This window comes from Idiomarina sp. UBA3162, from assembly GCF_002364475.1.
GTDB lineage: Bacteria > Pseudomonadota > Gammaproteobacteria > Enterobacterales > Alteromonadaceae > Idiomarina.
In genome coordinates this window covers 536-1,355 of record NZ_DEYI01000051.1, presented here as the reverse complement: position 1 = coordinate 1,355, position 820 = coordinate 536, and the positions used below count along the sequence as shown (strand labels likewise).

The 820-nt window shown below is 46.0% G+C and carries 1 protein-coding gene and 1 pseudogene; both read left to right on the top strand.

Annotation, left to right across the window (positions count from 1 at the left end):
* Positions 1-574, top strand: a pseudogene (sdhA, locus tag B2X00_RS06000) (succinate dehydrogenase flavoprotein subunit); the annotation flags it as partial.
* A 15-nt stretch (positions 575-589) separates the two neighbouring features.
* The coding region (locus tag B2X00_RS05995) for a 2Fe-2S iron-sulfur cluster-binding protein (RefSeq protein ID WP_290486526.1) at positions 590-820 on the top strand (231 nt) is incomplete at its 3' end.

Below are 820 nucleotides of genomic sequence, written 5' to 3'. Positions count from 1 at the left end.
CCGCTTAGGTGGTAACTCATTACTTGACTTGGTCGTATTCGGCCGTGCGACAGGTATGCACTTAGGTGAACACTTGGCTGCGAATGCGGAAGCGCGCGAAGCGTCAAAAGACGATGTTGATGCAGCGCTAAGTCGCTTTAACCGTTGGGAAAATACCCAGAAAGGTGAAGACCCTGCGCAAATTAAGAAAGACTTGCAGCAATGCATGCAGATGAACTTCTCGGTATTCCGTGAAGGCGATGCGATGGCTGATGGTCTTAAAGAGCTGGCAGAAATCCGCGAGCGTCTGAAAAATGCACGTTTGGATGATACATCTAAAGAGTTCAATACTCAGCGTGTTGAGTGCTTGGAGCTCGATAACTTGATGGAAACAGCTTATTCTACTGCTGTAGCGGCCAACTTCCGTACGGAAAGCCGTGGTGCGCACAGTCGTGCTGACTATCCTGACCGTGATGATGATAACTGGTTAGTACACAGTGTGTACCGTCCAGAAGACGAGCAGATGGTTAAGCGTGAAGTGAATATGGCACCTAAGCTACGTGAAGCTTTCCCTCCGAAAGCACGTACTTATTAATAAGGGGTTAAAACGATGAAAACAGTTAATATTTCGATTTATCGTTACAACCCGGATGTTGATGACGCACCATACATGAAAGACTATTCTCTTGAAATTGAAGAGAATCAGGATTTGATGGTGCTGGATCTTTTGATTAAATTAAAAGAAAAAGATCCGTCGTTAGCGTTCCGGCGCTCATGTCGTGAGGGCGTGTGTGGCTCTGACGGTTTAAACATGAACGGTAAAAATGGTTTGGCATGTATC